Genomic DNA, 6,654 nt, shown 5'->3' with positions numbered 1-6,654 from the left:
CCGGTGCCGGTCTCGGTGACGACGAGCTGGACGTCGAAGTTGGCGTGCTCGTCGGCCACCGGCAGCACCCGCGCGGTCAGCTCGGGCAGCTCGAACGCGTCGACGGTGGGGCGGCGCAGCGACAGGGCGACCTGGAACAGCGGGTGCCGGGCGGGGTTGCGGGCGGGGTTGAGGCGTTCGACGAGGGTCTCGAACGGCGCGTCCGGGTGGGTGTAGGCGGCGAGGTCGCGGGCGTGGACCTCGGCGAGCAGGTCGGCGAAGGTGGCGTCCGGGTCGACGGGGGTGCGCAGGACGAGGGTGCCGGCGAACATGCCGACGAGGTCGTCGAGCTGCGGGTCGCCGCGCCCGGCGACGACGGTGCCGACGGCGATGTCGTCGCCGGCGCCGTGCCGGGCCAGCAACACGGCCAGCGCCGCGTGCAGCACCATGAACGTCGTCGCACGACCGTCCCGCGCGAGCCGCGACACACCCTCGGCGACGACGTGATCCACCGTCACCCGGTGGGTGGCGCCGCGGCCGGTAGGGCGCGCGGGCCGCGGCCGGTCGCCGGGCAGGGTCACCTCGTCGGGCAGCCCGGCGAGCACGCGCGTCCAGTGCGCGAGCTGTTCGTCGGCGCCGGTGCGCTGCCAGCGGCTGAAGTCGGTGTACTGCAACGGCAGCGGCGCCCACCGCGGCGCCTGCCCGGCGAGCCGGGCGGTGTAGGCGTCGACGATGTCGCGCAGCAGCGGGGTGAGCGACCATTCGTCGGCGGCGATGTGGTGCACCACCACCGCGAGCACGTGCCGCCGCGGCGCGAGCCGGTACAGCCGCATCCGCACCGGCGTCTCGCGGGTGAGGTCGAAGCCGGGGGCGGCGAACTCGCGGACGAATTCGTCGAGTCCCTCGGCGGGCACGGCGACGGGCGCGAGTCCGGGCCGCGCGACGGGCCGCACCACCTGCGCGGTGGCGTCGGGGTACACGGTGCGCAGGGTGCGGTGCCGGGCGAGGACGTCGGCGACGGCGGCGGTGAGCGCCGCGACGTCGAGCCGGCCGTCGAGCCGCACCGCGAACGGCAGGTTGTAGCTGCCGGATCCGGGGTCGAGCCGGTTGACGAACCACAGCCGCTGCTGCGCCGGCGACAACGGCGCCGGGGCGTCGTCGCCGGCCGCGACGAGCGGCGCGCGGCGACGGCCGGTGCCGGCACGGGCGGCGAGCAGCGCGGCGAGGTCGGCGACGGTGGCGGCGTCGAACACATCACGGACGGTGACGTCGACGTCGGCGATGCCGGCGAGACGCCCGGCGAGGCGGGTCGCGAGCAGCGAGTTGCCACCAAGGTCGAAGAAGTCGTCGCCGGCGCCGACGGGGCCGACGCCGAGCAGTTCCCGGTACACCTCGGCGACGAGCTCCTCGAGCGGCCCGTGCGGGGCGAGGCCGCCGGTGGGGGCGACGGTGGGCGCGGGCAGGGCCGCGCGGTCGAGCTTGCCGTTGGCGGTGCGCGGCAACGCGTCCAGCGCGACGGCCGCGGCGGGCACGAGGTAGTCGGGCAGGGTGCGGCGCAACTCGCGCAGCGCCCCGGTGGGTGAGCCGCCGACGAGGTAGGCGACGAGCCGGTCGTCGCGCAGCACCACCACGGCCTGGGTGACGCCCTCGCAGCGCAACAGCGCGGCCTCGATCTCGCCGGGTTCGATGCGGTAACCGCGCAGCTCGACCTGGTCGTCGGCGCGGCCCCGGTGGTGCAGCACCCCGTCGCGGCCGCGGCGGCCGAGGTCGCCGGTCCGGTAGCGGCGGGCGCCGCCGGGCGCGGCGACGAACCGGGTGGCGGTCAGCCCGGGGCGGCCGCGGTAGCCGCGGGCGAGTTGCACTCCGGCGAGGTGGAGTTCGCCGACGGTGCCGGGCGGGGTGCGCCGCAGCGACCGGTCGAGGGTCTGCACGTCGACCCCGGGCAGCGGCCGCCCGACGCCGGGCTCGCCGGCGGGGCCGCGGGTGACGTGCACGGTGGTCTCGGTGATCCCGAACATGTTCACCGCGCGCACGTGCGGCCGGTCGGCGAGCCACGGCCGGACCCGCCCGGGGTCGAGGGCCTCGCCGCCGAAGATCAGCAGCCGCAGCGTGGGCAGCGCGGTGTCGACGGTGGCGAGCTGGCCGAACGCGGTGGGGGTCTGGTTGAGGACGGTGACGCCCTCGCCGTCGAGCAGCGCGGCGAACGCCCCGGGGTCGCGGGCGGTGTAGTGGTCGACGACGACGAGCCGCCCGCCGGTGGTCAGCGCCCCCCACATCTCCCACACCGAGAAGTCGAACGCCGGTGAGTGGAACAGGGTCCACACGTCGCGTGGCCCGAACCCGAAGTCGGTGGTGGCGGCGAACACCGCCGCGGCGGCCTCGTGCCCGACGAGCACGCCCTTGGGGGTGCCGGTGGAGCCGGAAGTGTAGATCAGGTACGCGCCGGCACCGGCGGGCACGGCCGCGTCGAACTCGGCGCCGGCGTCCAGGCGTTGTCGAACCTCGGGCGCATCGACGTGCAGGAGAGGCACATCGGTGTCGGCCGCGAACCCGGTGTCGCACAGCACCGCGGCGGGGGCGGCGTCGTCGAGCAGGGCCCGCAGCCGCGCGGGCGGGTGCGTGACGTCCAGCGGCAGGTACACGGCGCCGGCGCGGGCGACGGCGAGGATCGCCACCACCAGGTCGAGCGAGCGCGGCAGCGCGACGGCGACGACGTCCTCGACGCCGAGCCCGCGCTCGGCGAGCAGCGCGGCGAGCGCCCCGGAGCGGGCGTGCAGCTGCCCGTAGGTCAGGGCGTCGTCGCCGTGGGTGAGCGCGACCGCATCCGGCCGGCGGCGCGCCTGCTCGGCGACGAGCTCGGGCAGCGTGGCCGTCGCCGGGCCCGTCCGGGGTGCGGACGCGTCGCCGTCGGGGCCGAGCAGGTCGATGCCGCCGACGGCGACGGCTGGGTCGGCGGTGACCACGTCGAGGATGCGCAGCAGGAACGGCGCCCACGCGGCGACGGTGTCGTGGTCGAAGAGGCCGCGGTTGTAGGTGAGCACCCCGTCGAGCCCGGTGGGGGTGCCGGCGGCGGAGCGGTTCTCGCGGACGGTGACCTCGAGGTCGAATCGTGCCGTGCCGGTGGACATCTCGCGCACCCCCGTCACGCCGGGCAGGTCGAGGCCGTCCAGTGCGAAGCTCTCGTGGGCGAGCATCACCTGGAAGACCGGGTGGTGCCGCGACGCGGAGGCGCCGAGGGCGTCGACGACACGGTCGAACGGCACGTCGGCGTGCGCGAACGCGTCGAGGTCGACGCGGCGGGTGTCGGCGAGCAGCTCGGCGAACGTCGCGCGGGCCGGCACGGCCAGCCGCAGCGCGACGGTGCCGACGAACATGCCGGCCACGTCGTCGAGCATCGGGTCGACCCGCCCGGAGACGGGCGTGCCGACGGTGACGTCCTCGGTGGCGGCCAGGGTCGCGAGCAGCACGGACAGCGCGGCGTGCACGACCATAAACGTCGTCGCGTCGTGGGCGCGGGCCAGCTTGTCGACGGCGGCGTGCAGTTCGGCGGGCACCGAGAAGCGCACGCTCCCGGCGGTGCCGTCGCCGTGGCCGCGCGGACGGTCGGTGGGCAGGGCCAGCAGCGGCGGCGCGCCGGCGAGGGTGCGGGTCCAGTGCGCGAGCTGGCGGGCGGCGAGGCTGTCGGCGTCGGCCGGGTCGCCGAGCAGGGTGTGCTGCCAGCGGGCGTAGTCGCGGTAGGTGACGGGCAGCGGCGGCCACGCCGGGGTGCGCCCGTCGCGCCGGGCGGCGTAGGCGACGGCGAGGTCGCGGCCGAGCGGCAGCAGCGAGAGCCCGTCGACGGCGATGTGGTGCAACACCACCGCGAGGGTGTAGCCGGCACCGGTGCGGTAGAGACGGGTGCGCAGCGGCGGGTCGACGGTGAGATCGAAACCGGTGCGCGCGAAGTCGGCGAGGGCGTCGTCGAGGTCGGCGGGTGTGGCGCGCGGCGCGAGGTCGAGCGCGACGGCGGGCAGCACCTGCTGCGTCGGCCCGTCCGGGCCGTCAGGATGCACGGTGCGCAGCACGGCGTGCCGGGCGATCACGTCCGCGGCGGCAGCCGCGAGGGCGTCCAGGTCGGTGCCGGCGGCGAGATCGACGGCGAACGCGACGTGGTCGCCGGGGGCGGCGTCGGCGACGTCGAGCCGGTTGGCGAGCCACATCCGCTGCTGCGCCGGCGCGAGCGGCACCGGACCGCTGCCGCCGGTCGGCAACAGCGGAAGGCGTTCGCCGGCAAGCGGATCGGACACGGCGGCGGCGAGGCCGGCGACGGTGGGGTGCTCGAAGATCTCCCGCACGCCGACGCGGTGACCGGCGACGGCGCCGAGCCGCGCGGCGAGCTGGGTGGCGAGCAGCGAGTTGCCGCCGAGCGCGAAGAAGTCGTCGTCGGCGGCGACGCCGGGCAGATCGAGCAGGTCGGCGACGACACCGGCGACGAGTTCCTCGGCGGCGCTGCGATATCCGGCGGTCGGGCGGTCCGACGCCGCGGTGGGCTCGGGCAGCGCGGCGCGGTCGATCTTGCCGGTGCTCGTCAGCGGCAGCGCGTCGAGGACGGTGACCGCGGCGGGCACCATGTGCCGCGGCAGCCGTGCGGCGACGAACTCCCGCAGCTCGGCCGGGTCGAGACGGGCGGGGCCGTGCACGTACGCGACGAGCGCCTCGCCGCGCACGACGGTGACGGCGGCGGCGACCGCCGGATGCCCGGTGAGGGTGGCGTCGATCTCGCCCAGCTCGATGCGGAACCCGCGGAGCTTGACCTGATGGTCCGCGCGCCCGACGAACTCGAGGGCGGCTCCGCCGCCGGTGTGTCCTTCGTGCCGCTCCGGCCGCCCGAAGGACACACCGGTCCAGCGCACCAGGTCACCCGTGCGGTACATGCGACCGCCGCCGAATGGGGACGCGACGAAGCGGCTCGCGGTCAGGCCCGGCATCCCGAGGTAGCCGCGGGCCAGGCCCGGCCCGGCGAGGTACAGCTCGCCGACCACGCCGACGGGCACCGGCCGCAGCCGCGGGCCGAGCACGAGCGCGGTGACACCGTCGAGCGCGGTGCCGATGGGCGGGCGCTGCCCGGCACGCAGCGGCGCGCTCATCGTGGCGAAGACGGTGGTCTCCGTGGGGCCGTAGCCGTTGAGCAAGGTCCGGCTGGGCGCCCAGCGGGTTGCCGTCTCGGCCGGCCATGCCTCCCCACCGAACGTCGCCACCCGGAGGTCGTCGAGCCCGCGCGGGTCGAGCTGCGCCGGCACGGCCGGCGTCGACCACCAGTGCGTGATCCGTTCGGCGCGCAGCAGGTCCAGCAGTTCCTCGCCGCCGTACACGTCGGGCGGCGCGACGACGAGGGTGCCGCCGGCCGCGGCCGCCATGAGGTATTCGAGCACCGACGCGTCGAATGTGGGCGACGCGGCGTGCAGCACCCGCGCCTGCGGGTCCAGGTCCATCCGGCGCCGCAGCGACGCGACGAGCGGCGCGAGCCCACGGTGGGTGACGATGACGCCCTTCGGGGCGCCGGTCGAGCCGGAGGTGTAGACGAGGTACGCGGCGTGGTCGGGCCGCAGCGGACGCGTCCGGTCGGCGTCGGCGATCTCTCCCGACCGCGCGGATCCCGCGTCCGGATCGACGAGTGCGACACCGTCGGGCAGCGACGTACCAGACCGGGCGACGACGTGCCGCACCCCGGCGTCGGCGAGGAGCCGGGCGATGCGCACCGCGGGCTGGGCGGGGTCGACGGGCACGAACGCCGCCCCGGTCAGCGCGACGGCGGCCACCGCGCGCACCGAGTCCACCGACCGCGGCAGCAGGATCGCCACCCGGTCCTCGGGGCCGAGGCCGCGTTCGATCAGGTGCCACGCCAACGGTGTTGCGGCCGGGATCAACTCGATCGGTGCGCCGCCCGGCGCGCTCACCCGCAGTGGATGCGCGGCGAGCAGCTCCGGCAGCGTCGCCACCGGCCCGGCCGGAGCCAGGACGATGTCGGGGGCGCCGACGTCGAGATCGCCGACGGGTGCCTGCGGCGCGGCGACGGCCGCGTCGAGCACCGCGTGCAGGCGGGCCACCGCGGCGGCGACCGTCGCGCGCTCGAACAACCCGCCGTCGTAGATCACCCGTCCGCGCAGCGAGCCGTCGGGCAGCTCGCGCACCGCGATCTCCACGTCGAACCTGGCACGGCCGGACGGGATCTCCTCGGCGCGCACGCTCAGCCCGGGCAGTGCGAGGTCGGGCACCGCGACGTTGTCGTAGGCGAGCATCACCTGGAACGGGGCGAAGCCGAGCGCGTCGACGACGCGGTCGAACGGCACCGTCGCATGCGCGTAGGCGTCGAGGTCGGCGCGACGGGCGGCAGCGAGCAGCTCGGTGAACGACGCGGCCGGGTCCACGTCGAGCCGCAGCGCGACGGTGCCGACGAACATGCCGACGAGAGGCTCGAGGTCGGGGTGCTCGCGGCCGGCGGTGCCGGAGCCGACGGCGACGTCGCGCCCCCCGGTCCACGCCGACAGCCACACGGCGACGGCGGCGTGCACCGCCATGAACGCGGTGGCGTCGTGCGCGGCGGCCAGGCGGCGCAGCGCCTCGAACCGCGCGGCGGGGACGGCGAATTCGACGGATTCGGCCGGTCCGGGGCTGCCGGGGCGGGGACGGTCGGTG

General features: G+C 76.5%; 1 protein-coding gene. It reads right to left on the bottom strand.

Annotation, left to right across the window (positions count from 1 at the left end; all coding sequences use genetic code 11):
• Positions 1-6,654: non-ribosomal peptide synthetase (locus G6038_RS29995; protein ID WP_165042466.1), on the bottom strand; the 6,654-nt coding region annotated here is incomplete at both ends.

Origin of the sequence: Rhodococcus sp. 14C212, from assembly GCF_011058195.1 — a bacterium.
Taxonomy (GTDB): domain Bacteria; phylum Actinomycetota; class Actinomycetes; order Mycobacteriales; family Mycobacteriaceae; genus Rhodococcus; species Rhodococcus aetherivorans.
Note: the sequence above shows the minus strand (reverse complement) of the source record. Positions and strands in the feature narration are given on the sequence as shown.